Here is a 24,901-nt window from a genome sequence, read left to right as displayed (position 1 = left end):
TTGCCTTCGAAAAGAGGAAAGACCATGTCCGCAGTAGCTCAAGCAGTACCAGCACTGACCATTCCGGCAATCGGCCAGCCCTTCGGCGGCGGCTTCTTCTCCGGCATCACTCGTGACCCTGCCACGGGCAAGCGCTACCTGAACATCACCGCCGGCGCCGAGCATGAGCTGGTCGGTGCCTGGGGCAAATACGGCGAGAAAATCGACGGCGCCGACAGCTTCACCGACAGCCGGGCCAACACTGAGGCCATGGCAGCGGCCGGCAGCGAACTGGCTCAGAAGGTCCTGGCCCTGGACATCGACGGCTTCGCCGACTGGGCCATCCCGGCCCGCGACGTGCAGGAACTGCAGTACCGCAACTTCAAACCGACCACCGAAGAGAACTGGGCTTACGGTCGCAACGGTGACAACCCAAACAGCGAGCCTGTGGGCCTGCTGTACAGCGCCGAATCGCCGACCCAGACCAGCGTCGAAGCCTTCCAGGAAGGTGGCCCTGAGGCCTTCAGAGACACCTGGTACTGGTCGAGTTCGCAGCGCTCCGCCAACAACGCCTTCTTCATGTACTTCGATGGTGGCTTTCAGCTCAACGGCGTCAAGGGCAACGAGCTCCGCGTCCGCCCCGTCCGCAGTCAATTGATTGATTAATTTGCTTATTTAATCCGGCCGCTTGCGGCCGGTGGCCCAAGGAGGGCGCGCCGATGGCGATGCACACGGAGTTGCAAATCTACAAGGTTTCGATGGGTCTACTCCAGATGGCTACGAACCTTACCCGAAACATTCCCCGCGACCTGAAGCAGTCGCTTGGCAAGCGGGTGATTGATGAGTGCATCGACGTGCTGATGTTGATTGCCCGGGCTAACTCGACCCGGGACAAACATCCACACCTGACCTCGCTGGTCGAGAAGGTCCAGGTCATCGAGTTCCTGATGCGGCTTTTCAAGGAAAACCGATTCATCAGCGTCCCGCAGCATGCCAAGGCAATTGAGGTGACCACCTCAATTGGCAAACAGGCCAACGCCTGGAAACGCTCCACCCCAACCGCGCCCGCCACCTGAGAGTTACGGCTTCCAGGTCTGTGCGAATTGAATCTGGTCGTGCCGCTGGCCTTCGGGTCACCGCCATGCGCACAAGAGATACCGCCGGTCTAAAGCGTCCGTGTAGGTCTTGCGCAGTTTCCTCGCTGATCGGCTCTGCCTTCGGCTTGGGGACGTAGATAGCACGATAGGTCGCAGCGCTCCGCCAACAACGCATTCAACATGAACTTCGATGATGGCAATCAGAACAACAACGACAAGAACAACGAGCTCCGCGTCCGCCCCGTCCGCAGATTCGAACGTTGGTCCCTACCCGTTCAGCGATCTTGTCCAGGCCTATTACGACTGCCGACGCTCCAAGCGCAACAGCGACAGCGCGCTGGCTTTCGAAATGGATCTGGAGCGCAACCTGATCGAGCTGCACAACGACCTGATCGCCGGCACCTACCGGCCAGGCCGCTCCATCTGCTTTGTGGTCACCCGACCGAAGGCCCGGGAAGTCTGGGCAGCAGCCTTTCGGGACCGCGTCGTGCACCACCTGCTGTACAACCATGTGGCACCGCGCTTCTACGCCAGCTTCATAGCGGACAGTTGCGCGTGCATCCCGGGGCGCGGCACGTTGTACGCCGCAAAGCGCCTTGAGTCGAAGATCCGCAGCGCCAGCGAGAACTGGTCGAAGCCGATCTTCTACCTGAAATGCGACCTGGCGAACTTCTTTGTCGCCATCGACAAAGAGGTACTACGTCGGCAGTTGGCCGCCAAGATCACCGAACCCTGGTGGCTGTCCCTCGCTGAGCAGATCCTGATGCATGACCCTCGCGAGGATTACGAGGTGCGCAGCCCGGCCCATCTGTTCAACCGGGTGCCGCAACACAAGCGCCTGACCGCTCAGCCTGCCCGCCTGGGCCTGCCTATCGGAAACCTGTCGTCGCAGTTCTTCGCCAACGTGTACCTCAACGCCCTGGACCAGTTCGCCAAGCACCAGCTCGGCGCCAAGCACTATGTCCGCTACGTCGATGACTTCGTGTTCCTGCATGAGTCGCCGCAACAGCTCAATGCTTGGTTGGCCCAAGTACAGGCGTTCCTGCCCAGCCTGGGCGCCAGGCTGAACCCAACGAAAACGATTCTCCAGCCAGTTGACCGGGGCGTCGACTTCGTCGGGCACGTAATCAAGCCCTGGCGGCGGACCACCCGCAAGCGATCACTGGCCCAGGCCCTGAAGCGAACAACCCAGGCGCCAGCCGAGGATCTGCGCGAAACCGCAAACAGTTACTTCGGCCTGCTGAGCCAGGCCAGCCACAGCGAGAAGGATCGGGCAGCCCTCGCCCGCGTCGTGCTGAAGCGCGGCAACACGGTGAACGGCAGCCTGACCAAGACCTACCCGAAGAAATAAACCCACAAACTCGGATCACGCCAGCCGGCGAGGCAATCGGCTGTCTGGAGCAATTATGAATCCCTACCTGATCACCGGCCCGGCCCAGATCGGCATCAGCGGTGGTCGCACCAGCGGGCACATGGTCCACAAGATCCTTGAAGCCCACGGCGGAACATTGCCGCCGGATGTGCACCTGTTTTTCCAGAACACCGGCAAAGAGCGCGAGGAGACGCTGGTCTTTATCGACCAAATCGCCAAGCGGTGGAGCGTGAACATCGTGTGGATGGAGTGGTGCCGCGTTTACGGTCAGCCGGACGATGCGCCCTGGTACAAGCTGGTGGGCTTCGAAACGGCCAGTCGCAACGGCGAGCCCTTCACGATGATGCTCGAGTATTACGCCGCATACCGGAAGGCAGAGAAGAACCTGCCACCGGTGCTGCCGAACTTCTCGAACAATATGTGCACCGCTTACCTGAAGGTGAAGATCGGCGAGAAGCACATGCGAGCCCTGGGCTACACAGAGTGGGACTGCGTCGTCGGAATCCGGTACGACGAACCGAAGCGTTACCACCGAATGATGGCGGCCAACGACCGCGGCGGGACGCGCTGGGACAACGTCTGTCCCTCCTACACCGCCGGCATCACCAAAGAGGATGTCGCCGCGTTCTGGGCGGCTCAGCCATTTGATCTAGGCATGGATTCTGATTTTGGCAACTGCGACCTATGTTGGAAGAAGAACGAAGGAAAGCTGATCAAGACGATCATGGAAGACCCATCGCGGGTTCTTTGGTGGTCAGGCACCGAAGAGAGGTTCGGCCAGGTCTTCCGGCAGGACCGGGCCGATTACAAGACCATGGGCTGGTCGGCTGAGCAGCGCTCCCGGCAAACCGACTTCGATTTCGACTATCTCGCCGAAGACATCGATTGTTTTTGTGGCGACTGAACTCCCCCACTCCACCGCCCGGGCATGCCCCGGCATAGGCTTAGCCGGTAGGAGGTATCCGGGGGCTCATTTTCACCATCGTCTTTGCATGATCTCGCATCCTCGTCACGAGGTAGGACAAATGATACTTTTCGAATGTGGGCTCGGGATGCTCCGGATGAATCCACTCAAAGAAGACCAGGTGTTGAGCCAGAGTCCGGCCGAACAAGGCGTCCATGAGTTTCTCCCCCTCGGCGTATGAAGAGGATTCAAAGTCGTCGAAATTGTGAGCGATGAATTTGTTTCGCAACCGCACAAGTTGTTTCTCATTCGCGAACTTACGAAACATCTTCACCTGTTGCTTTATGTCATCGGGATAAGCTCGGATCTCACTTCCGTAGTCTTTCAGAACATCGTGCAGCTTAGTAAGCGCAAGAATGGCTGAGCTTTTTGTCATTCGAGCTATCGCTAGAAATAAATCACTGTCTGGGCTGACATTAGACTTCGTCAAGTAATCGCGTAGTACTTTCGACGGCGATACTAAATCGTAAATCAAATCGTTCAACAGCCAGCCTAAGTGCTCATTCCTATCCATATTCTTCTCCCCAACTGGAGAGGAAATTGTATCGAGGAGGCATTCCCATGCCCACAGAAAACCGCAATCATCCGGACGACCGTCACGCGATCGAGAACCTGCATCAGCAGTACGTCGGCAAAATTGAAAGATTTTCCGACGACCTGATTGTTTTTCAGGACAAGGCCTACGCCATGGGCCTGGAGCGCGGCACGCTGCTTGCCAAGGGCAGCGTCACGCTGGCGAACACACGCGCCAACCACCTGTACCTGGCTGGTCCAATGACCGGCTTCGAAGACTTCAACTTCCCCGCCTTCAACAAGATGGCCGCCGAGCTGCGCGCCCGGGGTTACGTCGTGGAGAACCCAGCAGAGCATGGCGTCGTAGACGGTGCGGACTGGGCGGACTACATGGCCTACGACCTGACCCGTCTGGGTCTGTGCGGGATGATCGCGTTGCTGCCTGGCTGGGACTTGTCACAGGGCGCCCGCCTCGAAGTGATGATTGCGGAGCACCTCGGCATGCGGGTTGTGAATGCCCATGACCTGGTATCGAAGGAGGCTGTATGAGCGAGTTCAAACGCGAAGACCGCTACATCGTCATCAAGCGCAGCGACCTGAAAAAAGTGCCCGTGTCTTACCGCAGTAGCTTGGTAGAACCGATGTTCTCGCTGCTGTCCCACCTCCCGCGACGCGAATGCCTGGTCATCGAAAGTGACTGGCCTGAGTACGAGTCGTACTGGCAGATGATCGAGCGGCGCATGACCGGGCAACCACCAGTCACAGCAGCAGAGGAACTGGAAGCCGTCCAGCACTGGCGCGGCAAGCATGCCCTGGCGGTGCGCGAACGTGACGCCCTGCAGCAGCGCCTGAACGCAGCGGATCAGCGTATTGATGAGCTGACCGCGCAGCAGGCCGAAAGCCGCATGATCACCCTCTCGGGCTGCGAGTTCAGCGAGCACGAACTTCTACGTACGGCCGTTCGAATGGTGACTGGCACAAGCAGGCGCGGCACGCTGCGCTGGGTGGCGATGAAGGACGCTTTCTGCTGCGGATCCGGTGTCGCGCATGCGCTGTGCCGGCGGTTCGGATTCGATCCCGACGAAACGGTGAAACCATGATGCTCCCCCTGCTCTACATGGCCTGGCTGGTGTATCGGGGGCCCAAGCCATGAGGAAGGTGACTCGATTCGTAGATGACCCGGCGGCACGGTTCGGTTGCCGCTGGGTTCCGGCCACCTATGAGGAGGCCGAGAAAATTACCGGCTTCCGCCTGGATCGCCGCGTCAACTATTCGATCAACCAGGAAGGAGAGGTCGAGCAAGACAGCTGGTGCACTCTCGATTGCTCTGGTTGCAGTTGCGGTTGTGAAGGTGGCTGTAGCTGCGGACCTTCAGCGGGATGCAGCGAATGCGGCTACACCGGCAAGCGGCGGCATTACTTCGGCTTCCCGCCCTCCCCGCCAGAACGCAAGAACCCCTAACCCCCATCCCCCTACAGCCTGCCGGTGAACGGCGGGCGGAGCTATGCCATGAATAAACAAGACCTCGCGGACCGCTTAAGCGGAATCGCCTACCCCTGCCGCATCCACAAGGACCTGATCCAGATCGCCAAGGAATCGGGCCTGGTCATCGTCTACGGCGCCAGCGACGACCTGATGGAGTTCGAAGGCGCAGCCTATGAAGAGATCGGCTGCTACGACGGCGGCACAGCGCTGGTGGATGCCCAAGGCGTACTGCCCGACCGGGACAGCATCGACGATGACGACGAGCTGCAGCAGTACTTCCAGCGCAAGGCCAAGGCGAAGGCCATCGAGGCGCTGTGGTGCAAAGAGGATGGCTACTCCTGGACATACCAAACCGATATCCCTCACGCCACGTTCGAAGTGCTGGAAGACGGCGACAAGTACTGCCGGGGCATCGTCTTCTCGCTGGCGGACCTGGCCTAACCCAAAATCACCTTCTGCCGCCACGCGCGGCATGGAGCACACCCATGTCTGCAAAAAAACTGTTCGAAGTCCTGATCGGCGCGCTGCTGTACCTGCTGGTCAGTCTCCTCTGGTTCGCCTACGCCGTCCCGGGAATGCTCGAGCTCGGCACGGACGCAGCGCTGATCATCGCCGGCTTCGGCTCGCTGGTCTGGATCGCTACCACCGGCTGCATCGTCATTTACATCATCCAGAAAGCGCGGCCCGCGTAAATCATTCAGCCGCCAGGAGCGGCACGGAGCGAATCGTGACCATCACCAAGATCATCAAAGGCCCACACCGCTTTTGCGGGTTCTGGTGGGTCATCGCCGACTGCGGCGGAATCAAGCAGCACATGTCCTTCCGCACCGAGCAACAGGCACGCCAGGTTGCCGTGGGGCAGGACAGCGTGACCATCCATTAAACGTCTGCCGCCGAGCGCGGCGCGGAGCATCAATGCGCCTGATTTCCATAACCCAGGCGGCCGAAATGTTGAGCATCGGCCGCACGACGGCTTACGCCCTGGCAAAGGCCGGGAAAATCCCATGCGTTCGCGGCTTCGGCCCGCTGCGCGTTCATTACGAAAAGCTCGTCCAGATGATCGAGGCTGGTATCCCTGATACCCTCCCGGTCGCGGGCGGCGTACCCGAGGAGAAGGTATGCCCTATAAAAGAGGTAAAACTTGGTGGATCAGTTTCACCGCAGCAGATGGCACGTACGTTAGACGCTCTGCTGGCACCGAGGACTACGCAGCAGCCAAGGCCTTAGAGCAGGAGCACCGCGGCGCGGCCTGGCGGCAAAAGGAGCTGGGTGTTGATCCGCCCAGGACATTCGAAGAGGTCATGGTCGAGTACCTGGGTAATGCAGCATCGTCGCAGAAGAGCTTCGCGACCACTCAGTTCAGGGTCAAATCGCTGCAGCGGCACTTCGCCGGGATGATGATGAACGAGCTTTCGGGCAAGGACGTGCGGGAGTACTCAGCGGCCAGGACCAAGGCCGGCAAGTCGTCGGCCACCATCAACCGCGAGCTGGCAGCATTGTCCGCCGCCATCAACTGGTGTGTGACTGAACTGGAATGGAAACTGCCGAACCCGGTCAAGGGCCGAAAGCTGAAAGAGCCAGAAGGCCGGGTCCGCTGGATCACCCGGGCAGAGGTCGATGGCCTGTGTCGGATTGTGAGAAAGCAGCGCTTCGGCGACATGCTCGAGGACTTTATCCGGCTGGCCGTGAACACCGGGTGCCGGAAAGAGGAAATGCTGGGGCTTGAATGGCGCCGGGTCGATTTTGCCAACCGGCTGATCTATCTGGACGGGGAGCACACCAAAGCTGCCAAGCGGAGAAGTATTCCGCTGAATGAAGGGGCTTTGGCTGCACTTAAAGGAAGGATGGCTGTTCGGGCGGAATATTGCCCGACAACGCCATGGGTATTTACGAGGAAAAACGGAGCAAGAGTTGCCGATCCTTCAACGGGTTTCGATAACGCTTGTATAAAGGCAGGAATAACAGATTTCACGATTCATGACTTGCGTCATACGTGTGCAGCATGGCTGGTGTCCGCCGGAGTGCCGCTCATTGAGATTCGTGATTTGCTGGGACATTCGACAATCCAGATGACCGAGAAGTACGCGCATCTTGCACCGGCCAGGGTACGAAATGCCGTCAGTGTTCTCGATATGGGCTTGTCACAATCTCGCTACAGCGAGAATCCAGCGGTGCTACAGGAGGGGTATCTAAGGCTGGTAAAACCTTGATTTATAAGGTGGTGCGGACGGAGAGACTCGAACTCTCACACCTTGCGGCGCTGGAACCTAAATCCAGTGTGTCTACCAATTCCACCACATCCGCGTATCAAGCTTTTAAAGCAAAGGCGCCAGATTGTTAGATCTGGCGCCTTTCTAGAATATGGGGTGGACGATGGGGATCGAACCCACGACAACGGGAGTCACAATCCCGTGCTCTACCAACTGAGCTACGCCCACCATATTGCCTTGTTGCCTTACTTGTGCCAAAGCTGCCTAATTGGCGCACCCGGCAGGACTCGAACCTGCGACCATCCGCTTAGAAGGCGGATGCTCTATCCAGCTGAGCTACGGGCGCCTTTTTAATCTGTATTCTTGGACGATTACAAACTAAGTGCTTTCAGTTTTGCCGAGTTGAAACAACCAACTCCGCTCCACCTTCTTAACCAGTGCTAGGCTGTGCCCGACAAGTGCGACGAATGTTATAGACGGCCTGATAGGTCGTCAACTCTTTTTTAAAAAAAATTCATTTAATTAAAGGGGTTAGGGGAATTTGCAGACCAAGCGCCTTTGCCCTCACGCCCCGGCATGCGAGAATGCGTTCTCTTTTTTTCCCCTCTCGATGGTTAACCACGCGCAATGACTGCACAACTTATCGACGGCAAATCGATCGCCGCCAGCCTGCGCCAGCAGATCGCCCAACGAGTCACCGAGCGCCGCCAGCAAGGTCTGCGCACGCCCGGCCTTGCGGTGATCCTGGTCGGCAGCGATCCTGCCTCTCAGGTTTATGTCTCGCACAAGCGTAAAGACTGTGAAGAGGTCGGCTTCCTTTCCCAGGCCTACGACCTGCCTTCCGAAACCACCCAGCAAGCGTTGGCCGATCTGATCGACCGCCTGAACGACGACCCGAACATCGACGGTGTTCTGCTCCAGTTGCCGCTGCCTGAACACCTCGACGCCTCCAAACTGCTGGAGCGTATCCGCCCGGACAAAGATGTCGACGGTTTCCATCCTTATAATGTCGGCCGCCTGGCCCAACGCATCCCACTGCTTCGTCCCTGCACCCCCAAAGGCATCATGACCCTGCTGGAAAGCACTGGCGTGGACCTGTATGGCCTCGATGCCGTGGTGGTGGGGGCGTCCAACATCGTCGGCCGTCCGATGGCCATGGAGTTGCTGCTGGCCGGCTGCACCGTGACCGTGACCCATCGCTTCACCAAGGACCTGGCCGGCCATGTCGGCCGTGCCGACCTGGTGGTGGTGGCCGCCGGCAAACCCGGGCTGGTGAAGGGCGAGTGGATCAAGGAAGGCGCCATCGTCATCGACGTGGGCATCAATCGCCAGGAAGACGGCAAGCTGGTGGGCGACGTGGTCTACGAGACCGCCCTGCCCCGTGCTGGCTGGATCACCCCGGTACCCGGCGGCGTAGGCCCGATGACCCGTGCCTGCCTGCTGGAAAACACGTTGTACGCGGCCGAGACCCTGCATAGCTGATCGACGCGCCAACAAAGACCTGTGGGAGCGAGCTTGCTCGCGATGGCGGTGGACCGGCCAACATCCAAGTTGACTGACACACTGCCACCGCGAGCCAGCTCGCTCCCACAGGCGTTTCCGGGCCCGGACTCAGCCGCCAGGTATGTCGGTCGCGCAAACTACAAAATTTTCAGATTCGATTCGCCAGAATCGCCCTTCATTAAACTTTATTTATTCACAAGCCTTGGCGTTACAGGCATATAGCGCTGCTATCGCCCATACTCCTAAAATGCGACGTTTTCTTTAAAAGTCGTTGCTCAACGGCACCTTCAACTCCATCGAGTCTACTCGCGTGAAAATCCGTCTTTCGATCATCAGCCTGTTCATCGCTTTCACAGGCCCCTTCATCACGCACAATGCCGTTGCACAGGAAACCACCGCGGCCCCTCGGGATTCAGCCAAGCTGCAAGTGGCCTCGGGCAGCGCGATGCTGTTGGACCTGCAGACGGATAAAGTCGTCTATTCGAGCAACCCGGACGTGGTGGTGCCCATCGCGTCGGTGACCAAGTTGATGACCGGCCTGATTGTGCTGGACGCCAAACAGAACCTGGATGAATACATTTCCATCACTATTGCCAACACTCCAGAGATGAAGGGCGTGTTTTCCCGGGTCAAGCTCAACAGCGAACTGTCGCGCCGGGACGTACTGCTGATCGCCCTGATGTCTTCGGAAAACCGCGCCGCCGCCAGCCTCGCCCACCACTATCCGGGCGGCTATGCGGCATTCATTGCCGCCATGAACGCCAAGGCCAAGGCACTGGGCATGACCAGCACCCATTACGTCGAACCCACAGGCCTGTCGATCAACAACGTCTCCACCGCCCGGGACCTGACCAAGCTGTTGATCGCCGCTCGCAAGTACCCACTGCTGAGCGAACTGAGTACGACCAAGGAAAAAACCGTTACCTTCCGCAAGCCTGTGTACAGCCTGGGATTTCGCAACACCGACCACCTGGTCCACAAGGCCAACTGGGATATCCAGTTGACCAAGACCGGCTTCACCAACCAGGCCGGTCACTGCCTGGTGCTGGTGACGAAAATGGGCAATCGCCCGATGGCGCTGGTGATCCTCGACGCCTTTGGCAAATACACGCACTTCGCCGATGCCAGCCGGATTCGTAGCTGGGTGGAAACCGGAAAAAGCGCCGCCGTGCCCGCCGTGGCCCTGCAATACAAGGCCGCCAAGAATCTCAAGAGCCGCCAGAGTGGCGTGGTGGAAGCCTCCAAATAACCCAACGGCACAAAACTGTGGGAGCAAAGCCTGCTCGCGATAGGGATAAGCCAGTCGACAATGCCGCTGACTGGTCTGCCACCATCGCGAGCAAGCTTTGCTCCCACAGGTTATTTATGGCTTCAAGTCACCCAGCGGATCATAGGGCTTGGGCTTGCGCTCATCCTCCTTGTCCAGGGGCGCCTTGGCCGGCCCTACCGGGTCGACCTGAGGATCTTCAAGGTCCGGCGAGTCCGGATCGAATCCCAGGTCATCAGCGCTGGAATGCTCTGATGAATGTGGCCCCGTAGGTGTTTTCGACTGTGCCATGCGTGCCTCCTCCAATCACGGTCGGAAAATGCCCAACCCTGACGATAGGAGCCTCAGGCCTGCCGGGTTGTGCCCGGCAAGTGACGAACGGGGCAATCGATCAATGCGCAGCGCCCAGGGCCTTGGTGGCCCGCGCTGCGGCTTGCTCCTGCCCTGCCCCACCCAGATCAGCCGCCGCTTTCAGCCAACGCTGCGCATCGACATTGGCGGGAAGCTGCGTGGGTCGCTGGAGCAGCACCGCCCAGCTGCCCGCGCTCTGGAAGGCCGATTCGAAGGCACTGAAGCTCATCAACTGCCGCCGGTTCATGCCTGCACGCAGCAACACCGTCTGCTTCTGGCGATTGTAGCCGGCGAGAATCCCATACCGAGGCGCGGCCCAGAACGCCGAACCGTCGATATAGCGCACCAGCACCGGATAGCCCGCCGCGACCTGCTCCAACAGCGCAGACAGCTTGGCGTCCAGGGGATACACCAGCAACCCGTACTCCCGCGCCAGGGTGGGCATATTCTGCTGCAAACCGGCTTCGCCACCGGGCAGGTGCAATGGTTTTTCCAGCAGCCCCGGGGTGATGACAGTGCCTTGCAACGTCAGCAAGGCGGCCAGGGACTGCGGAGCCCCCTGGTACATTTCGCCACGGTAGAACGGCACGCTATTGAGCTCCACCCGCTCGGGCAGGCGCTGGATTTGCGGCGATACGCTGCCCGCGCAACCCGCCAGGGCGACGAGGCAGGACACCGCCAGTACCAGTGATCGAAACGATGGAATGACCGGCGACATGAGGACTCTCTTGTTCAGGCACCCGGCATCCGGGCCGGGCTTGGGTCGACGATCATAAGGTGCGCACAGCCCTGGGTATAGCCATAAGCATCGTTTTACAGCGGCAATAGAACGAACCGATCCGAACCCCAGCGCCATGGATCGATTAGCTGCAACACTTGAGCGACTAGACTGTCCATTGTACTGGGTACGATATCCCGAACCGGGGATAGAAGGAGGCACAAATGAGCCTGACGACGACAATCCTGATGCTGATATTCGGCTGGCTGAGCGTAGCCACGGCCATGCTGTGGGGAGTGCTTCGAATCGCTCGGCGCCATCATCATGCGCCACCTGCGCCATCGGAAAAATCTGCCAGACCTGCCCGGCGCCACGCCGCCGCACACTGACCTTTCACGTTCAAACCCATAGCGCTCAAATAAAAAAGCCACCCGGGCCTGGCCCCGGGTGGCTTCTGCCTGCCTGGAATCAGGCGTTGTTGGTCAGTGCCTTTTCCTTGGCCCGACGGGACAACATATTCAACACCTCGATCGCCGCCGAGAACGCCATGGCCGCATAGATATAGCCTTTCGGTACATGGGCACCGAAGCCTTCGGCGATCAGCGTCATGCCGATCATGATCAGGAAGCCCAGGGCCAGCATGACCACGGTCGGGTTGTCATTGATGAACTTGGCGAGCGGCTCAGCCGCCAACAGCATCACCAGCACCGATACAACGACAGCGATGATCATGATCGGCAGATGCTCGGTCATGCCCACGGCGGTGATGATGCTGTCGATGGAGAACACCAGGTCCAACATCAGGATCTGACCGATGGCCGCGGCAAAGCCCAGGGTCACGCCGGACGTCTGCGACTTGGGATCATTTGGCGCCGGGTCCATGCTGTGGTGGATTTCAGTGGTCGCTTTCCACAGCAGGAACAGGCCACCGGCGATCAGGATCATGTCTTTCCAGGAGAACGCCTGGCCCAGGATTTCGATGACCGGTTCGGTCAACTGCACAATGAAGGCAATGGTGCTCAACAAGCCCAGGCGCAGGATCAGCGCCATGCCGATACCAATCCGCCGTGCCTTGGCACGATGCTGTACGGGCAGCTTGTTGGTCAGAATCGAAATGAAGATCAGGTTATCGATGCCTAGCACGATTTCCATCACGACCAGAGTCGCCAGGGCAATCCACGCGGTGGGGCTGGCGGCGAGCTGTAAAAGATAATCCATGGGTCAGTCCTGACTGATGTGACGCGTTAGATGGTTTTGGTAGGGGTTTGTGTTTCGTCAGCTTCGTCCGCCGGCGCTTTCTTCGGGCTGATCAAGCCACCGGTGGCTTCGCTGATCGCCTGTTCGGCGGCCTTGTGGGTGTCGTCGATGGCCTGCTTGGCGGTTTCCGCTGCCTGTCCCATCAGTTGCTGGGCACTTTTTTCAGCCTGTTCACAACCCGCCAGTGTCGTTACGGACATCACCAACAGGGCTGCCAGCCCCAGGGATTTGTATGTCATGGAATCAATGCCTCTTGGGAGAATGAAAGGAGCACGAAAGTGACCCACCCATGGCGAGGCATTCTAGAGACGCGAATACTTCAGGAAAATTCGTATTTTCAGCGGTTATACTTCGGTTTTTACGAATCAATGTGATCCCATGCTCAATTATCGACAACTGCATTACTTCTGGGTGGTGGCGAAAACCGGCAGCATCGTGCGCGCGTGCGAGCAGTTGAACCTGACGCCACAGACCATCAGCGGTCAGATTTCCCTGTTCGAGCAGACCTATAACATCAAACTGTTTCGTCGTGTCGGGCGGCAGTTGGAACTGACCGAAGCCGGCCGTCAGACGCTCCCCTACGCCGAACACATGTTCCAGTTGGGCGGTGAGTTGGAACTGATGCTGCGAGCCCAGCCCAATGAACAGCAAACCCTGTTCCGGGTCGGGGTGGCGGATGTGGTGCCCAAATCCATCGTCTATCGACTGCTGGCGCCGACCATGGAGTTGAGCGAGCCGCTGCGCATCACCTGCCGCGAGGACAAGCTCGAACGGCTACTGGCGGACCTGGCGATCCAGCGTCTGGACCTGGTGATTTCCGACAGTCCGATGCCGACTCACCTGGACATCAAGGGTTACAGCCAGAAACTGGGGGAATGCGGGATCAGTTTTTTCGCCACCGCCGCGCTGGCCGAACGCTACGGGCAGGATTTCCCCCATGGCCTGCATGACGCTCCGCTGCTGATTCCCGGGCCGGAAACCGTGGTGCGCAGCCGCTTGCAACGCTGGTTCGCCGAACAACAGATCCAGCCGCGCATCGTCGGTGAATTCGACGACAGCGCGCTGATGCAGGCCTTCGGTCAATCCGGCAGCGGGATTTTCATCGGCCCGAGCGTGATCGCCGAAGAGGTCAAGCGCCAGTACGGCGTAGAAGTGATCGGCCAGACCGATGCGGTAAGTGAATCCTTCTACGCCATTTCCGTGGAACGCAAGGTCAGCCACCCCGGCATCGTCGCGATTGCCGAAGGTGCGCGTCGCGAGTTGTTCAGCGCTTAGCCATCCATGCAAGCCGCGCGGGGCTTGACGGTCATCAGCAGCAACGCCAGCAGAATCGATACAAAGATGAACCCGGCCGCCGCGAAGCCGACACTGCCCAGGCCCAGGTTATCGATGACTCGGCCACCAACCATCGCCCCCAGGCCAATCCCCAGGTTGGCCCCGGCAATGTTCAACGAGGCGGCAAACGCCGGGGCCTGCGGGGCCGCCTTCATCAGCCGCACATGGCTGACCAGGAACAACGCGGCCTGGGTCACGCCCCAGATGCCCATCGCCGCCGCCAGCGCGAGGGGCGAATGAATGCTCGGCACCAACGCCACCATGCCGCCGATCAGGAACAGGCAGAACACCATCGACGCAATCAACGGATGCCGGTCCACCGCACGACCGCCCAGGGAATTGCCCAACAGCCCGACTGCACCAAAGCCCATCAGGCACCAGCCCACCAGGGTGCCATCGAATCCGGCGAGGCGCTCGAGGATATCCGCCAGATAGGTGTAGGCGGTGAACATGCCGCTGAACACCAGGATCGACAACAGCACGTGCCCCTGCATCAGTGGGCTGCGCAGGATCTTCAATTGGGAGCGAAAGCTCACCTGCTGCTGGTGCAAATTGGTTTTCGGCAAATAGATAAACAGCAACAAGGCCTTGGCGAAGGCAATGACCGCCAGGATCGCAAACGCGCTGCGCCAGCCAAACGCATCGGCAATCAACGTGCCCACTGGAATGCCGAACACTGTGGCGCAGACGATGCCGAAACCGATCCGGGCGATGGCCCGCCCGGCCAGCTGCGGCCCGACAATGTCCACCGCCGTTTCACTGGCCAGCGCCCAGAACACCGGCAGGCCCAGGGCCGGGATCAACCGGGCAATGGCCATCACCCAGATGTTGGGGGCGAAGGTGGCCAGCAGGTTGGCCAGGCCGAACATCACCAGCACGCTGATAAACAGCTTGCGCCGCTCGAAGCGAGCGAACCAGGCCGTCAGGAATGGCCCGAACGCCGCCACCGTAAACGCGAACAATGTCACCAGCAGCCCCGCCTGGGGAATGGTGACGTGCAGGTCGCGGGCAATGGACGGTAACAGGCCAACGATGACGAATTCCGTGGTCAGCACGGTAAAACCGGCGGCCGACAACAGGAAAATGGGTAAAAGCATGCAGAACTCCAGCAAACGACGACACCAGCGTTAGCCCGAGGGCCCGCTGGCGGAAAGAAAGTGAGAGCGGCAAAGCCTAACAGAATGCGCGCTTCATACAAACGCTTGGCATGGCCCGGATAAGGGTGACGGACTGCCACAGGTCCGTCAGATTTTTCATCGGCTGTGATAAAGTCCGCGGCCTGCAAATGCCGTACTTTCTCTCGGTCCGCTCATGTGGCCTGCCCGCTTGTTGCCCTGATTCGTCGACCGTTGAACACAATAAAATCAGAGATGCCGCTATGACAGCTTCGTCCGCTACCCCTTTGCAACGCCTCAAACGCACCAGCCTGGTGGCGCAAATCATCATTGGCCTGATCGCCGGTATTGTCCTGGCATGGCTGGCGCCCGACCTGGCGAAATCCACCGCATTCATCGGCAAAGTCTTCGTGTCCGCGCTCAAGGCCGTGGCGCCGATACTGGTGTTCGTGCTGGTCATGGCGTCCATCGCCAACCACAAACACGGCCAGGAAACCCATATCCGCCCCATCCTGTTCCTCTACCTGCTGGGCACCTTCGCCGCAGCGGTGGTCGCCGTGTTTGCCAGTACCCTGTTTCCGTCCAGCCTGGTGCTGTCGACCCAAGACGTCGCGGTCACGGCGCCCGGTGGCATCAGCGAGGTGCTGCAAAGCCTGCTGCTGAGCGTGGTGGATAACCCGGTCCGGGCGCTGATGGACGGTAACTTCATCGGCATCCTGGCCTGGGCCATCGGCATGGGCATCGCCATTCGCCATGCGGGCCAGACCACGCGTACCGTGCTCGAAGACCTGTCCAACGGCGTGACCGTGATCGTGCGCCTGGTCATCCGCTTCGCCCCGCTGGGGATCTTCGGGCTGGTGGCCTCGACCCTGGCCACATCCGGCTTCGGCGCCCTGCTCGGCTACTTGCACCTGCTCACGGTGTTGATCGGTTGCATGCTGTTCGTGGCGTTGGTGATCAATCCGCTCATCGTGTTCTGGAAACTGCGTCGCAACCCTTACCCACTGGTGTTCACCTGCCTGCGCGAAAGTGGTATCACAGCGTTTTTCACGCGCAGCTCGGCAGCGAATATTCCGGTGAACCTGGAACTGAGCAAACGCCTGGGCCTGCACCAAGACACCTACTCGGTATCGATCCCCCTGGGCGCGACCATCAACATGGCCGGCGCCGCCATCACCATCACCGTACTGACCCTGGCGGCCGTGCACACCCTGGGTATTGCGGTGGACGTGCCAACCGCCGTGCTGCTGAGCGTTGTCGCCGCCATTTGCGCGTGCGGCGCATCCGGGGTCGCCGGCGGTTCGCTGTTGCTGATTCCCCTGGCGTGCAGCCTGTTCGGCATTCCCAGTGAGATCGCCATGCAAGTGGTCGCGGTGGGCTTCATCATCGGTGTCCTGCAGGACTCGGCTGAGACGGCGTTGAACTCGTCGACGGACGTCCTGTTCACGGCGGCGGCGTGCCTGGGTGAGGAAGAGAAGCTCGCGCGTACGGCGTGACAATTGCCGTGGCTGTGCGCTTGTCATCGCGAGCAAGCTCGCTCCCACAGGGGCAGCGGCGCTGATGCAATAGCCGCTACGCCACACATTCCTTGTGGGAGCGAGCTTGCTCGCGATAGTGGCGCCGAGGATGTAACAGACAGCCACAAAAAAGCCCGGGAACGGCCCACACCGTCCCGGGCTTTTTCATGCCTGCGGGGTTAGAACGCGCCCATGTAGTCGCGCTTGCCCACTTCCACGCCATTGTGGCGCAGCAACGCATAAGTGGTGGTGACGTGGAAGAAGAACTGCGGCAGGCCGTAGGTCAGCAGATAATTCTGGCCGCTGAAGCGCTTCTCCTTCGGCGTGCCCGGGCGGGTAACGATTTCGATGCTTTCCTTGCCATCGATCTGCGCAGGGCTGATGCCGTCGATAAAGGCCAGGACCTTGGCGATCAGGGCTTGCAGCTCGGCGAAAGTGGTCTCGCTGTCCTCATACTTCGGCACCTCGACCTCGGCCAGGCGGGCGGACACACCCTTGGCGAAGTCCACCGCGATCTGCACTTGGCGCACCAGCGGGAACATGTCCGGGTACAGGCGGGCTTGCAGGAAAGCGTTCGGGTCGATGTTCTTCGCGGTGGCGTGGGCTTCGGCCTTGTTCAGAACATCGCTCAACGCGTTGAGCATCTGCTTGAAAACCGGGACGGAAGCGGCGTACAGGGAAATAGTCATGGCAATCTCATGCAGGTGGCAGGAAAGAATGGATCAAACGGCTGCGATTATAGCCACGCCTTGTTGCACGGCTTGTCTTTTATTGCGCAAGGATTAGGCTAGGCGGCTTCCACAGCATAGGGAACGCGCGATGAGCATCGAAGAACAACAGCAGGCTGAAGAACCACGGCTCAATAGCACGGAAATCCGCATCCTCGGCGCGCTGGTCGAGAAACAGGCCACCAACCCCGAGACCTACCCGCTGACCCTCAACGCCCTGGTACTGGCCTGCAACCAGAAAACCAGCCGCGAACCGGTGATGAACCTCAACCCGGGCCAGGTCGGCCAGAGCCTGCGGGCGCTGGAAGGTCGCGGTTTCACCAAGCTGGTGATGGGCAGCCGCGCCGACCGCTGGGAGCATCGGGTCGACAAAGCCCTGGAGCTGGTACCGGCCCAAGTGGTCCTGATGGGCCTGCTGTTCCTGCGTGGCCCGCAAACGGTCAATGAGCTGTTGACCCGCAGCGGACGGATGCACGACTTCGAAGACGCCGAACAAGTGGTGCACCAGCTCGAACGTCTGATCGCCCGCGGCCTGGCGTTGCTGGTGCCACGCCAGGCCGGCCAGCGCGAAGACCGCTATGTGCACGCCATGGGCGACCCGGCGGACATCGAAGCGATTCTCGCCGCCCGCCAGCACCCGGTGGAGCGTGGCGCCGGCGGCGGTGTCTCGCTGGAACGCATCGAGGAGCTCGAAGCGCGGATCGCGGCACTGGAAGAACGCCTGGCGCGGCTGGAGTAGCAGCGCCTACGCTGACCGGGCGAAGGCCACGGCTTTTTCGAATTGCTCCAGATTGGGCCGCACACCGGTGTACAGCACGAACTGCTCCAGGGCCTGGATCGCAATGACTTCCAACCCGGTGATGACCCGTTTGTCCTCGGCCCGGGCGCGTACGATCAGCGGCGTTTCCGACGGGATCGCCACCACATCGAACACGGTCTCGGCCGCGGCGATGGTCTCGGGTTCAAACGCCAACTGATCGGCTTCCGGGCCACCGGTCATGCCGATCGGCGTGACGTTGATCAGCATCTGCGGCCGCCGGGCGCCCAGTTCCGCTTGCCATTCATACCCCAGGGACTCGGCCAGGGCTCGCCCGGTGGCTTCATTGCGGGCAACGATCAGCCCGTTCCTGTAGCCCCCATCGCGCAAGGCACTGGCCACAGCCTTGGCCATACCACCGCTGCCGCGCAGGGCAAAGGTCGAATCCTGGGGCACGGCATGGCTTTGCAGCAATTGGGCGATGGCGATGTAGTCCGTGTTGTAGGCCTTCAGATGGCCGTTGGTGTTGACGATCGTGTTGATCGACTGGATCGCGGCGGCGGAAGGATCCAACTCGTCCACCAGGGCGATGCAGGCTTCCTTGAACGGCATCGACACGCCGCAGCCGCGAATGCCCAGCGCGCGGATACCGCCCACCGCCCCAGGCAGGTCCTGGCTGCTGAACGCCTTGTAGTAGAAATTCAGCCCCAATTGTTCATACAAATGATTATGAAAGCGCAGGCCGAAGTTTCCGGGACGTCCCGAGAGCGACATGCACAGTTGGGTGTCTTTGTTGGGATTGATCTGCATGCGTGTCTCCTTGCATTCACTTTCGGACAGACGGAAGCACCGTCGCCAAAAGTTTATTCGATGATGATACCGCCAGGCCCGGCCCGATCTCAGGCCGCTGGATGACGCGGCGCGGTAAAGAAAAGCGCTACAGACCTTACACAATATTTACCCAACGGCGTCGCAAATCCTGAGAAAATCGCTGTCATAGCAAGTATCCCCGCGACCCTCATCGGGTCTGTTGCAGACCACAGGCGCCGGGGCCGAAACGAGGAACAGCCATGAATCGTAGACTTCCCATCATCGCCCTGCTCATGGGGGCACTCGCGGTCACCGGCCAGGCATCCGCCCACGGTCGTGGTGGTTGGGAGGGGCCCGCCGTTTTTGGTGCCATCGTCGGTTCGGCCATCGTTGGCTCAGCCATCATCAACCGTGATCGGCCGGTGTATGTGCAGCAACAACCGGTCTACTACCAACCGCAGCCGGTCTATGTGCAGCCACCACCGCCGGTGTACTACCAGCCGCAGCCGGTGTACGTAGAACAGCCTATCTACTATCGCCCGGCGCCGGTGTATTACGGGCCACCACGGGGCTACTACTATGGCCCACCCCGGGGTCATTACGGCCGCTGGTAAGCGGCTCCCGGGCAGCACAAAAAAGCCTGTGATCATTGATCACAGGCTTTTTCATGTCTGCTGGTTAAACCGGATTTGTCAGACGTGCTCGCTGCTTTTCAGCCGGATCGGCCCATGCTCCGCCGGCTCGTGGACAGGTTCCACCACGGGAATCTCGTTGCCATCACAATCATGCAGCTTGCCGTCACTGAAATAGTCGCCTTCGCGTAGCGCCGCCAGGTCCTGGTAGCGCAGCACCCGCTCGGTACCGGCGGCGAAGACTGACTGCTGGTCGGAATTGCCCGTGGTGAAGTGATTGAACGCCAGGTTCAGCACGATCGCCATGATTGCCGAAGAACTGATGCCCGAATGAAAGATGGTCGCGAACCAGCTCGGGAAATGGTCGTAGAAATTCGGCGCGGCAATAGGAATCATGCCGAAGCCGATGGAGGTGGCGACGATGATCAGGTTGACGTTGTTGCGGTAATCGACTTTCGACAGCGTTCGGATGCCGCTGGCAGCTACCGTGCCGAACAGCACGATACCGGCACCGCCCAGCACCGAGGTCGGCACTGCGGCGATCACCCTGCCCATGAAGGGCAACAGGCCGAGCACCACCAGGAACACCCCACCGGTCGCCACCACGAAACGGCTCTTGATTCCGGTCACGGCCACCAGCCCGACGTTCTGGGCAAAGGCACTCTGGGTGAAGGAACCGAAGATCGGCGCGATCATGCTCGACAGCATGTCCGCCCGCAAGCCATTACCCAGGCGCCTGGAGTCGACTTTGGTGTCGATGATCTCGCCCACCGCCAGGATGTCGGCAGAGGTTTCCACCAGGGTCACCATGATCACAATGCACATCGACAGGATCGCGGCGATATGGAACGTCGGCATGCCGAAATGGAACGGTGTCGGGAAGCCGAACATCGGGCCTTGGCTGACCGATGAAAAGTCCGCCATGCCGAGGAACACCGCGATGACCGTCCCCATGACCATCGCCAACAGAATCGACAACCGGGAGATGGTCGCGCTGCCCATTTTGCTCAACAGCAGCACCAGGACCAAGGTCACTGCGGCCAGGCCAATGTTCGCCATGCTGCCAAAATCGGCGGCGTGGCTGTTGCCGCCCATCGCCCAACGCGCCGCCACCGGCATCAGGGTCAGGCCGATGGTGGTGATCACAATGCCAGTGACCAGTGGCGGAAAGAACCGGGTGATGCGTGAAAACACCGGGGTGATCAGCAGACCGATCAGCGACGCTGCGATCACCGCGCCGAGGATGGCTTGAAAGCCCCCTTCCCCCCCGCTGCCGACAATCGCCACCATGGTCGCGACACCCGAAAACGATACGCCCTGCACCAAAGGCAACTGGCAGCCGAAAAACGGCAGGCCGAGGGTCTGCAGCAACGTGGCCAGGCCCCCTGCGAACAATGACGCAGCAATCAACAGGCCGATGTCCGCCGGCGAAAGCCCGGCCGCCTGGCCGATGATCAACGGTACGGCGACAATGCCACCGTACATGGTCAACACATGTTGCAGGCCGTAAGCCATATTCGCGCCGACGCCGAGATTTTCGTCCTCGGGCCGTGGGAGTGAAACATGGGGCGTTTTCATGGTTCGGGGATTCCCTGTTTTTTGTTATGGGCACACTGTATTCAAAACTCAGGACAAATGTCCATAGAGTTGTATACAACTTACTGCATGCACATCTGGAACAGGCCTGCGGCCAACCGCCTTTTTATCCTTGAAGCAACCCCACAAGCGCGGGCCGCAACAGCTCCCGTGGCGGCACGCGCAGGTTGAACTCCTGTTCCAGCAGATCGATCAACTCATCGGCATCGATGATCACCCGCCGCTCGCTCTCCTGCCCTATGCGGTGCACGGCGTAGCTGTTGCCGTTCAGGGTCTTGCGCAATCCCTCACCGGTGCGGGCCACCATCAACCGGCCCATGAACGGCGACTCCGGATGGCTGCAGACGTACCAATTGCCGACGGTGTAGTCGATGTCTTCCTGGCGTTGCAGGTCGAACAGGTACATCGGCCGCCATTCGCCGGCAACGTTGGCGCGCAACAGGTAACCGTCCGCAGGGGTCTCGATGCGGTACGGCTCATGGGGCGTGACCTGGGTCTCACGGCTGTCCAGCAGCAGCGGCGCGGTGGGCACCATGCCGCCAAAGCCGACGTCAGTGATATAGCGCACGCCGTCGATCGTCACCAGGCTCAGCCGATGGGTCCGGGCAGGCCAGGCGTCCTCCGGCGCATTCATCACCACGCGCCCAGTGATGCCACGGGCATCGAAACCCAATGCCTGCAACAGCGCCAGGAATAACTGGTTGAGTTCATAGCAATAGCCACCACGCCCGTCTTCAAAAACCTTGCGCTCGACCGATTCAAGGTCGATGGGCACGGGCTGACGCAGCAACGTCGACAGGGTTTCAAAAGGGAATTCAGCAGTATGGCGCCATTGCAGCTGGCGCAAGGTGTCGAGCGTCGGCGCCGGTGGTGCGTCGAAACCCAGGCGCCGCAAATAACGGGTCGTATCGCTCAGTGGGGGATGACTCATGAGGGTGTCCTTTTCCCGGGGTCGGCCAGCGCTCACAACGAGCGCACGGCTCATGGGCGCAGGTATAAGGCATTCCTCTCACAGAGACAACAATCGGCCCCGTCAGCGCCGTTTACGCGAAGCCAGCCGGATCCAGGTGGGCGCATGGTCGCTGGGGTGGGGCTGGTTCCGGACCCAGGCGTCCACGCCGCCCTCGCTCAGGTAGGCGCTGGCGACCGGGTTGAGCAGCAGGTGATCGATGCGCAGCCCGGAGTTCTTTTGCCAGTGCTGGCGGAAATAATCCCAGAAGGTGTAGAGGCGCTCGTCCGGATACAGATGGCGCAGCGAATCGGTCCAGCCCTGGTCCAGCAACCGCTGGTAACACTCGCGGCTTTCGGGCTGCAACAGCGCATCCTTGAGCCAGGAACGCGGGTTGTAGATGTCCATGTCGGTGGGCACCACATTGTAGTCACCGGCGAGCACAACGGGATGGTCACTGGCCTGCAGCCCCTGGGCGTATTCGATCAGCCGTTCGAACCAGGCCAACTTGTAGTCGAACTTGGGACCCGGTTGCGGATTGCCGTTGGGCAGGTAGAGGCACCCCACCAGCACTCCGTGCACCGCCGCCTCCAGATAGCGACTGTGGCTGTCGTCATCCCCGCCGGGCAGGCCACGGCGGCTCTCCAACGGCTGCGCGTCACGGGCCAGGATCGCGACACCGTTCCAGGACACCTGCCCGTGCCAGATTGCCCCGTACCCCACCGATTCCAGCTCCGCCGCCGGGAAATCCTTGTCCACGGCCTTGAGTTCCTGCAAACAGACAATGTCGGGTTTTTCCCGCTCCAGCCATTCCAGCAGGTTGGGCAGCCGTGCCCGGATGCCATTGATATTGAAGGTCGCGATCCGCAGGTTTTTCATAGGCCCAGCACTCGAAACGTCACGTTACTGGCTGTGACCGTCAACCCGGCGCGGTGGTTGCAACGGGTCTTCGTCAGCCCCATGGCCGATGTTCCAATCGCTCTCAACGATCCGAGCGCGCCAGCGTATCCAGCCCGCTTTCTGTCGATAACACCGCCACCCGGTTGCGGCCACTGTGCTTGGCCTGGTAAAGCGCCGCATCGGCGCGCTGGATGAAGACTTCGATGCTGTCCAGGCTGCTGGGCACAAAGGCATAGCAGCCCAGGCTCACCGTGAGGAAGCCGGTCGGGGAGCCGGAATGGGTGATGTGCTTGTCGATGACGCTGCGGCGGATCTGCTCGGCCAACGCCATGGCCCCCGAAAGGTTGGTGTCGGGCAGCAGTACCGCAAATTCTTCGCCGCCATACCGTACTGCCAGATCGGCCTTGCGATGGCAGCAACTCTTGAGCACCTTGGCCACTTCCGCCAGGCAGTGATCCCCTGCCACATGCCCATAGGCGTCGTTGTAGCGTTTGAAAAAATCGATGTCGAGCATGATCAGGCTCAAGGGACTGCGCTGACGAGCGCCCCGACCGAACTCGATGTCCAGGGCCCGTTCGAACAGACGCCGGTTCGCCAGCCCGGTGAGGCTGTCATGGGTGGCAATCAGTTCCAACGCCTCCTGCGCCTTGCGCAAGTCCGCTTCGATCTTTTCGCTGTTGCGTACCTGACGCACGAAGACCCAGCCGAACAAGCAAATGCCCAGGACCACCAGGCCTACGATGAGGCTGGATTGGAACGCCCGGTCATGCCAGCCCGCCAGGATCGATTCTTCGGACACCGCGGCGACGACCACCAAGGGATAAGCCTGTAAATGTTGATGCCCGTACAGCCTGACGACACCGTCGACATCCGAACGGATGATCGCATCGCCAGACATCCCTGCCGAGAGGTCATGGTTGTAGATATGTTCCTCGGCCAATGGGCGACCGATCCGCGCCTCATCGAAGGGGCGCCGGGCCAACAGCGTCCCGTCGGACAAAGCCAGGGCCATCTCGCCTTGCTCATCCAAGCTGAAGCTTTTGAAGAACCGGTCGAAGTAGGACATTTTGATGCCGGCCATCAACACGCCTTGGAAGTTGCCGTCTCGATCATTCAAGCGCCGGGAAACCGGGATGATCCACTCACCGTTTTGCCGACTGCGTATCGCCGGGCCGATATGGGGGACCAGGGAGGCGTTCTGCTGGTGGAAAACGAAATACTCTCGATCCGCCACCCCTGCCCCCCTGTGCAGGTCTTCAAAGGAGGTAATGACCCAATGACCGCGCTTGTCGAACAGGAACAGGCCATGCATCTGTTCAAGCGATTGCACGCGGCGCGCAAGAGTTTGCTGCAAGCGTGGCTGGACCGCAGGACCAAAACCGTCGACCTGGATCCAATCCGCCAGACTGGCCAGGACCAGATCGGCCTGGATGAAGGTGTCTTGGGCCTGCTGGGCCATGGCCCGGGTAAGGGTGGCCGAGGCGATGCGGGCCGACGCCAGGTCGTGGCTGCGCGATTGCTCCAACTGCAGGTAAAGCAAACCGCACAGGCACAGGCACACTGCCGCGATAAACATAACCGCAGCCTTGAGCAGCGGCAGGCGTTTCAGGGCACCGGCAGGGATATGAAAAGGATCGTAGATGGAGATTGGCAAGCGAATTCCCGAAGAGGGCAAAGCATGTGCGAATTCGCGCATAACCCCCAATATTCGTGAGCTTAGCCTACCGCCTGTGAGGCGGCAATTTGCCCGTGCAGCGGAGCCGATGGGTGGCTGGAGTGGATCCAAAACCCCGTACCTGGGCCAGTAAGAATGTCCGTTTCAGAACGAATAAATCTCCGCCTGTCG

At 60.3% G+C, this 24,901-nt stretch carries 30 protein-coding genes and 3 tRNA genes; 18 read left to right on the top strand and 15 right to left on the bottom strand.

Going from position 1 to position 24,901, the window contains the following annotated elements; all coding sequences use genetic code 11:
• Window positions 1-24: 24 nt before the first annotated feature.
• The 4 genes from BLQ55_RS20800 (at window position 25) to BLQ55_RS20785 (ending at window position 3,352) form a co-directional block, all read left to right on the top strand.
• Window positions 25-645 (top strand): Lcl C-terminal domain-containing protein, encoded by a 621-nt coding sequence (locus BLQ55_RS20800; RefSeq protein WP_092256545.1) that lies wholly within the window; start codon window positions 25-27, stop codon window positions 643-645.
• 53 nt (window positions 646-698) lie between these two features.
• Window positions 699-1,055: a four helix bundle protein gene (locus tag BLQ55_RS20795; protein WP_092256540.1), complete on the top strand. Its 357-nt coding sequence runs from the start codon at window positions 699-701 to the stop codon at window positions 1,053-1,055.
• 211 nt (window positions 1,056-1,266) lie between these two features.
• Window positions 1,267-2,427, top strand: a complete 1,161-nt coding sequence (locus BLQ55_RS20790; protein WP_176814232.1) for an RNA-directed DNA polymerase — start codon at window positions 1,267-1,269, stop codon at window positions 2,425-2,427.
• A gap of 55 nt (window positions 2,428-2,482) precedes the next feature.
• Window positions 2,483-3,352 carry an adenine nucleotide alpha hydrolase family protein gene (locus BLQ55_RS20785; RefSeq protein WP_092256534.1) on the top strand — a complete coding sequence of 290 codons (870 nt, stop codon included), beginning with the start codon at window positions 2,483-2,485 and terminating at the stop codon, window positions 3,350-3,352.
• Window positions 3,353-3,392: 40 nt separating this feature from the next.
• On the opposite strand, the gene BLQ55_RS20780 is transcribed toward BLQ55_RS20785, so the two are convergent.
• Window positions 3,393-3,926, bottom strand: coding sequence for a hypothetical protein (locus tag BLQ55_RS20780; RefSeq protein WP_092256530.1), 534 nt, complete (start codon window positions 3,924-3,926; stop codon window positions 3,393-3,395).
• Window positions 3,927-3,973: 47 nt separating this feature from the next.
• Here BLQ55_RS20780 and BLQ55_RS20775 point away from each other — a divergent pair, with 47 nt between their 5' ends.
• The 7 genes from BLQ55_RS20775 (at window position 3,974) to BLQ55_RS20750 (ending at window position 7,620) form a co-directional block, all read left to right on the top strand.
• Entirely contained in the window at window positions 3,974-4,474 is a 501-nt protein-coding gene (locus BLQ55_RS20775) for a DUF4406 domain-containing protein (RefSeq protein ID WP_092256527.1), read from the top strand.
• Window positions 4,471-5,025: a hypothetical protein gene (locus tag BLQ55_RS32595; protein WP_256326626.1), complete on the top strand. Its 555-nt coding sequence runs from the start codon at window positions 4,471-4,473 to the stop codon at window positions 5,023-5,025. Before BLQ55_RS20775 ends, BLQ55_RS32595 begins: the two co-directional genes overlap by 4 nt.
• A gap of 409 nt (window positions 5,026-5,434) precedes the next feature.
• The gene (locus BLQ55_RS20765; protein WP_092256523.1) at window positions 5,435-5,851 is read left to right on the top strand and encodes a hypothetical protein; all 417 of its coding nucleotides are present in this window, start codon (window positions 5,435-5,437) and stop codon (window positions 5,849-5,851) included.
• A gap of 44 nt (window positions 5,852-5,895) precedes the next feature.
• The gene (locus BLQ55_RS20760) at window positions 5,896-6,102 is read left to right on the top strand and encodes a hypothetical protein (RefSeq protein WP_092256518.1); all 207 of its coding nucleotides are present in this window, start codon (window positions 5,896-5,898) and stop codon (window positions 6,100-6,102) included.
• A 35-nt stretch (window positions 6,103-6,137) separates the two neighbouring features.
• The gene (locus BLQ55_RS32220) at window positions 6,138-6,293 is read left to right on the top strand and encodes a hypothetical protein (protein ID WP_176814231.1); all 156 of its coding nucleotides are present in this window, start codon (window positions 6,138-6,140) and stop codon (window positions 6,291-6,293) included.
• Between the two features lie 32 nt (window positions 6,294-6,325).
• On the top strand, window positions 6,326-6,637 hold the full coding sequence (locus tag BLQ55_RS32950) for a helix-turn-helix domain-containing protein (protein WP_092256515.1): 312 nt from the start codon (window positions 6,326-6,328) through the stop codon (window positions 6,635-6,637).
• Window positions 6,529-7,620: a tyrosine-type recombinase/integrase gene (locus tag BLQ55_RS20750; RefSeq protein ID WP_092256512.1), complete on the top strand. Its 1,092-nt coding sequence runs from the start codon at window positions 6,529-6,531 to the stop codon at window positions 7,618-7,620. Before BLQ55_RS32950 ends, BLQ55_RS20750 begins: the two co-directional genes overlap by 109 nt.
• 9 nt (window positions 7,621-7,629) lie before the next feature.
• On the opposite strand, the gene BLQ55_RS20745 is transcribed toward BLQ55_RS20750, so the two are convergent.
• The 3 genes from BLQ55_RS20745 to BLQ55_RS20735 all read right to left on the bottom strand — a co-directional run bounded on the left by BLQ55_RS20745 (window position 7,630) and on the right by BLQ55_RS20735 (window position 7,966).
• A tRNA-Leu gene (locus BLQ55_RS20745) sits at window positions 7,630-7,714 on the bottom strand.
• 58 nt (window positions 7,715-7,772) lie between these two features.
• A tRNA-His gene (locus BLQ55_RS20740) sits at window positions 7,773-7,848 on the bottom strand.
• Between the two features lie 41 nt (window positions 7,849-7,889).
• Window positions 7,890-7,966 (bottom strand) — tRNA-Arg (locus BLQ55_RS20735).
• 281 nt (window positions 7,967-8,247) lie between these two features.
• On the opposite strand from BLQ55_RS20735, the gene folD reads away from it, so the two are divergent.
• Together folD and pbpG are read left to right on the top strand one after the other, a co-directional pair.
• Window positions 8,248-9,102 carry a bifunctional methylenetetrahydrofolate dehydrogenase/methenyltetrahydrofolate cyclohydrolase FolD gene (folD, locus tag BLQ55_RS20730; protein WP_003199858.1) on the top strand — a complete coding sequence of 285 codons (855 nt, stop codon included), beginning with the start codon at window positions 8,248-8,250 and terminating at the stop codon, window positions 9,100-9,102.
• A 331-nt stretch (window positions 9,103-9,433) separates the two neighbouring features.
• Complete coding sequence (gene pbpG, locus BLQ55_RS20725; protein WP_092197231.1) at window positions 9,434-10,372, top strand: D-alanyl-D-alanine endopeptidase; 939 nt, start codon at window positions 9,434-9,436, stop codon at window positions 10,370-10,372.
• A gap of 114 nt (window positions 10,373-10,486) precedes the next feature.
• Here the strand turns inward: pbpG and BLQ55_RS20720 are convergent, their stop codons facing one another.
• Both BLQ55_RS20720 and BLQ55_RS20715 read right to left on the bottom strand, forming a co-directional pair.
• On the bottom strand, window positions 10,487-10,681 hold the full coding sequence (locus BLQ55_RS20720) for a DUF6021 family protein (protein WP_092256509.1): 195 nt from the start codon (window positions 10,679-10,681) through the stop codon (window positions 10,487-10,489).
• Window positions 10,682-10,781: 100 nt separating this feature from the next.
• Complete coding sequence (locus BLQ55_RS20715) at window positions 10,782-11,459, bottom strand: hypothetical protein (RefSeq protein WP_092256506.1); 678 nt, start codon at window positions 11,457-11,459, stop codon at window positions 10,782-10,784.
• A 224-nt stretch (window positions 11,460-11,683) separates the two neighbouring features.
• Here BLQ55_RS20715 and BLQ55_RS32215 point away from each other — a divergent pair, with 224 nt between their 5' ends.
• Window positions 11,684-11,848 carry a hypothetical protein gene (locus tag BLQ55_RS32215; protein WP_170847540.1) on the top strand — a complete coding sequence of 55 codons (165 nt, stop codon included), beginning with the start codon at window positions 11,684-11,686 and terminating at the stop codon, window positions 11,846-11,848.
• 79 nt (window positions 11,849-11,927) lie between these two features.
• Here BLQ55_RS32215 and BLQ55_RS20710 read toward each other — a convergent pair whose 3' ends face one another.
• Both BLQ55_RS20710 and BLQ55_RS20705 read right to left on the bottom strand, forming a co-directional pair.
• Window positions 11,928-12,677 carry a TerC family protein gene (locus BLQ55_RS20710; protein WP_092256503.1) on the bottom strand — a complete coding sequence of 250 codons (750 nt, stop codon included), beginning with the start codon at window positions 12,675-12,677 and terminating at the stop codon, window positions 11,928-11,930.
• Window positions 12,678-12,703: 26 nt separating this feature from the next.
• Complete coding sequence (locus BLQ55_RS20705) at window positions 12,704-12,955, bottom strand: hypothetical protein (RefSeq protein ID WP_092197243.1); 252 nt, start codon at window positions 12,953-12,955, stop codon at window positions 12,704-12,706.
• A 139-nt stretch (window positions 12,956-13,094) separates the two neighbouring features.
• On the opposite strand from BLQ55_RS20705, the gene nhaR reads away from it, so the two are divergent.
• Window positions 13,095-13,991: a transcriptional activator NhaR gene (gene nhaR / locus BLQ55_RS20700; RefSeq protein ID WP_063322135.1), complete on the top strand. Its 897-nt coding sequence runs from the start codon at window positions 13,095-13,097 to the stop codon at window positions 13,989-13,991.
• Here the strand turns inward: nhaR and BLQ55_RS20695 are convergent.
• Window positions 13,988-15,148 (bottom strand): MFS transporter, encoded by a 1,161-nt coding sequence (locus BLQ55_RS20695; protein ID WP_092256500.1) that lies wholly within the window; start codon window positions 15,146-15,148, stop codon window positions 13,988-13,990. The two genes, nhaR and BLQ55_RS20695, sit on opposite strands and share 4 nt — an antisense overlap.
• A gap of 281 nt (window positions 15,149-15,429) precedes the next feature.
• On the opposite strand from BLQ55_RS20695, the gene sstT reads away from it, so the two are divergent.
• On the top strand, window positions 15,430-16,662 hold the full coding sequence (sstT, locus tag BLQ55_RS20690; RefSeq protein WP_092256497.1) for a serine/threonine transporter SstT: 1,233 nt from the start codon (window positions 15,430-15,432) through the stop codon (window positions 16,660-16,662).
• Window positions 16,663-16,862: 200 nt separating this feature from the next.
• On the opposite strand, the gene BLQ55_RS20685 is transcribed toward sstT, so the two are convergent.
• Window positions 16,863-17,372 carry a DUF1993 domain-containing protein gene (locus BLQ55_RS20685; protein WP_092197249.1) on the bottom strand — a complete coding sequence of 170 codons (510 nt, stop codon included), beginning with the start codon at window positions 17,370-17,372 and terminating at the stop codon, window positions 16,863-16,865.
• 130 nt (window positions 17,373-17,502) lie between these two features.
• On the opposite strand from BLQ55_RS20685, the gene BLQ55_RS20680 reads away from it, so the two are divergent.
• Entirely contained in the window at window positions 17,503-18,150 is a 648-nt protein-coding gene (locus tag BLQ55_RS20680; RefSeq protein ID WP_053120815.1) for a YceH family protein, read from the top strand.
• A gap of 6 nt (window positions 18,151-18,156) precedes the next feature.
• Here the strand turns inward: BLQ55_RS20680 and BLQ55_RS20675 are convergent, their stop codons facing one another.
• Window positions 18,157-18,978 carry a shikimate 5-dehydrogenase gene (locus BLQ55_RS20675; RefSeq protein ID WP_092256494.1) on the bottom strand — a complete coding sequence of 274 codons (822 nt, stop codon included), beginning with the start codon at window positions 18,976-18,978 and terminating at the stop codon, window positions 18,157-18,159.
• 260 nt (window positions 18,979-19,238) lie between these two features.
• Between BLQ55_RS20675 and BLQ55_RS20670 the strand changes: the two genes are divergently transcribed.
• Window positions 19,239-19,592, top strand: coding sequence for a hypothetical protein (locus tag BLQ55_RS20670; RefSeq protein ID WP_092197252.1), 354 nt, complete (start codon window positions 19,239-19,241; stop codon window positions 19,590-19,592).
• 78 nt (window positions 19,593-19,670) lie between these two features.
• On the opposite strand, the gene BLQ55_RS20665 is transcribed toward BLQ55_RS20670, so the two are convergent.
• From BLQ55_RS20665 to BLQ55_RS20650, 4 genes are all read right to left on the bottom strand, one after another.
• Window positions 19,671-21,188: a nucleobase:cation symporter-2 family protein gene (locus BLQ55_RS20665; RefSeq protein WP_092197255.1), complete on the bottom strand. Its 1,518-nt coding sequence runs from the start codon at window positions 21,186-21,188 to the stop codon at window positions 19,671-19,673.
• Between the two features lie 124 nt (window positions 21,189-21,312).
• The gene (locus tag BLQ55_RS20660) at window positions 21,313-22,137 is read right to left on the bottom strand and encodes an arylamine N-acetyltransferase family protein (RefSeq protein WP_092197258.1); all 825 of its coding nucleotides are present in this window, start codon (window positions 22,135-22,137) and stop codon (window positions 21,313-21,315) included.
• Between the two features lie 102 nt (window positions 22,138-22,239).
• Window positions 22,240-23,034, bottom strand: a complete 795-nt coding sequence (gene xth, locus BLQ55_RS20655) for an exodeoxyribonuclease III (protein WP_092256491.1) — start codon at window positions 23,032-23,034, stop codon at window positions 22,240-22,242.
• A gap of 103 nt (window positions 23,035-23,137) precedes the next feature.
• The gene (locus BLQ55_RS20650) at window positions 23,138-24,709 is read right to left on the bottom strand and encodes a sensor domain-containing diguanylate cyclase (protein WP_092197777.1); all 1,572 of its coding nucleotides are present in this window, start codon (window positions 24,707-24,709) and stop codon (window positions 23,138-23,140) included.
• Window positions 24,710-24,901 lie beyond the last annotated feature (192 nt).

This window comes from Pseudomonas sp. NFACC13-1, assembly GCF_900104425.1.
Lineage (GTDB): Bacteria > Pseudomonadota > Gammaproteobacteria > Pseudomonadales > Pseudomonadaceae > Aquipseudomonas > Aquipseudomonas fluorescens_AA.
This window is presented reverse-complemented; position numbering and strand designations above follow the sequence as displayed.

Excerpts from the sequence above, each read along its gene's own strand:
- BLQ55_RS20800 (WP_092256545.1), top strand. The coding sequence starts at position 25 with ATGTCCGCAGTAGCTCAAGCAGTACCAGCACTGACCATTCCGGCAATC.
- BLQ55_RS20795 (WP_092256540.1), top strand. The coding sequence starts at position 699 with ATGGCGATGCACACGGAGTTGCAAATCTACAAGGTTTCGATGGGTCTA.
- BLQ55_RS20790 (WP_176814232.1), top strand. The coding sequence starts at position 1,267 with ATGATGGCAATCAGAACAACAACGACAAGAACAACGAGCTCCGCGTCC.
- BLQ55_RS20785 (WP_092256534.1), top strand. The coding sequence starts at position 2,483 with ATGAATCCCTACCTGATCACCGGCCCGGCCCAGATCGGCATCAGCGGT.
- BLQ55_RS20780 (WP_092256530.1), bottom strand. The coding sequence starts at position 3,926 with ATGGATAGGAATGAGCACTTAGGCTGGCTGTTGAACGATTTGATTTAC.
- BLQ55_RS20775 (WP_092256527.1), top strand. The coding sequence starts at position 3,974 with ATGCCCACAGAAAACCGCAATCATCCGGACGACCGTCACGCGATCGAG.
- BLQ55_RS32595 (WP_256326626.1), top strand. The coding sequence starts at position 4,471 with ATGAGCGAGTTCAAACGCGAAGACCGCTACATCGTCATCAAGCGCAGC.
- BLQ55_RS20765 (WP_092256523.1), top strand. The coding sequence starts at position 5,435 with ATGAATAAACAAGACCTCGCGGACCGCTTAAGCGGAATCGCCTACCCC.
- BLQ55_RS20760 (WP_092256518.1), top strand. The coding sequence starts at position 5,896 with ATGTCTGCAAAAAAACTGTTCGAAGTCCTGATCGGCGCGCTGCTGTAC.
- BLQ55_RS32950 (WP_092256515.1), top strand. The coding sequence starts at position 6,326 with ATGCGCCTGATTTCCATAACCCAGGCGGCCGAAATGTTGAGCATCGGC.
- BLQ55_RS20750 (WP_092256512.1), top strand. The coding sequence starts at position 6,529 with ATGCCCTATAAAAGAGGTAAAACTTGGTGGATCAGTTTCACCGCAGCA.
- folD (WP_003199858.1), top strand. The coding sequence starts at position 8,248 with ATGACTGCACAACTTATCGACGGCAAATCGATCGCCGCCAGCCTGCGC.
- BLQ55_RS20720 (WP_092256509.1), bottom strand. The coding sequence starts at position 10,681 with ATGGCACAGTCGAAAACACCTACGGGGCCACATTCATCAGAGCATTCC.
- BLQ55_RS20715 (WP_092256506.1), bottom strand. The coding sequence starts at position 11,459 with ATGTCGCCGGTCATTCCATCGTTTCGATCACTGGTACTGGCGGTGTCC.
- BLQ55_RS32215 (WP_170847540.1), top strand. The coding sequence starts at position 11,684 with ATGAGCCTGACGACGACAATCCTGATGCTGATATTCGGCTGGCTGAGC.
- BLQ55_RS20710 (WP_092256503.1), bottom strand. The coding sequence starts at position 12,677 with ATGGATTATCTTTTACAGCTCGCCGCCAGCCCCACCGCGTGGATTGCC.
- BLQ55_RS20705 (WP_092197243.1), bottom strand. The coding sequence starts at position 12,955 with ATGACATACAAATCCCTGGGGCTGGCAGCCCTGTTGGTGATGTCCGTA.
- nhaR (WP_063322135.1), top strand. The coding sequence starts at position 13,095 with ATGCTCAATTATCGACAACTGCATTACTTCTGGGTGGTGGCGAAAACC.
- BLQ55_RS20695 (WP_092256500.1), bottom strand. The coding sequence starts at position 15,148 with ATGCTTTTACCCATTTTCCTGTTGTCGGCCGCCGGTTTTACCGTGCTG.
- sstT (WP_092256497.1), top strand. The coding sequence starts at position 15,430 with ATGACAGCTTCGTCCGCTACCCCTTTGCAACGCCTCAAACGCACCAGC.
- BLQ55_RS20685 (WP_092197249.1), bottom strand. The coding sequence starts at position 17,372 with ATGACTATTTCCCTGTACGCCGCTTCCGTCCCGGTTTTCAAGCAGATG.
- BLQ55_RS20680 (WP_053120815.1), top strand. The coding sequence starts at position 17,503 with ATGAGCATCGAAGAACAACAGCAGGCTGAAGAACCACGGCTCAATAGC.
- BLQ55_RS20675 (WP_092256494.1), bottom strand. The coding sequence starts at position 18,978 with ATGCAGATCAATCCCAACAAAGACACCCAACTGTGCATGTCGCTCTCG.
- BLQ55_RS20670 (WP_092197252.1), top strand. The coding sequence starts at position 19,239 with ATGAATCGTAGACTTCCCATCATCGCCCTGCTCATGGGGGCACTCGCG.
- BLQ55_RS20665 (WP_092197255.1), bottom strand. The coding sequence starts at position 21,188 with ATGAAAACGCCCCATGTTTCACTCCCACGGCCCGAGGACGAAAATCTC.
- BLQ55_RS20660 (WP_092197258.1), bottom strand. The coding sequence starts at position 22,137 with ATGAGTCATCCCCCACTGAGCGATACGACCCGTTATTTGCGGCGCCTG.
- xth (WP_092256491.1), bottom strand. The coding sequence starts at position 23,034 with ATGAAAAACCTGCGGATCGCGACCTTCAATATCAATGGCATCCGGGCA.